Here is a 492-nt window from a genome sequence, read left to right as displayed (position 1 = left end):
GTTGCTTTTGAATATTTAGGTTAATTTCAGCAAATATACCAATTCAATTTTTCAAGAAAAGATAATTACCATAGTTTTTTGGATATTTTGTCACTGAAAAAAAAGAACCAAAGCTTTGAACTAAAGAGTTTATTTAGGATAAAAAACTTGATCGAAGTTTATCTTATTCCAAAATAATGAGTAGCTGTTTTTTGTCTTGTGAATAATGTAAGCCTTTTTCTAAAAAAAATAGTACAATAATATTGTGAATTAACGTACAAAGGATGTGTGAATTATGGAAAATAAAGTAGCAATCGTCACTGGTGGCGGACAGGGAATTGGCCGCGGAATCGCTCTGCGCCTGTCAAAAGACGGATATTCGGTAATTATTAATGGAAGAACACAATCCAAATTAGATAAAGTTGCTGAAGAAATTAAGAATAACGGCGGAACGGCAATTACTTTTGCCGGCGATGTTTCTAATAGGACAGTTAACGAACAATTAGTTAAAAA

The 492-nt window shown here is 31.9% G+C and carries 1 protein-coding gene; it reads left to right on the top strand.

What is annotated here, in order from left to right; translation table 11 throughout:
• Positions 1-274 precede the first annotated feature (274 nt).
• A partial coding sequence (locus KH893_RS11785) for an SDR family NAD(P)-dependent oxidoreductase (protein WP_281166276.1) occupies positions 275-492 on the top strand: 218 nt, incomplete at its 3' end.

Source organism: Liquorilactobacillus sicerae, assembly GCF_029916425.1.
In the GTDB taxonomy this organism is placed as follows: Bacteria; Bacillota; Bacilli; order Lactobacillales; family Lactobacillaceae; genus Liquorilactobacillus; species Liquorilactobacillus sicerae.
Note: the sequence above shows the minus strand (reverse complement) of the source record. Positions and strands in the feature narration are given on the sequence as shown.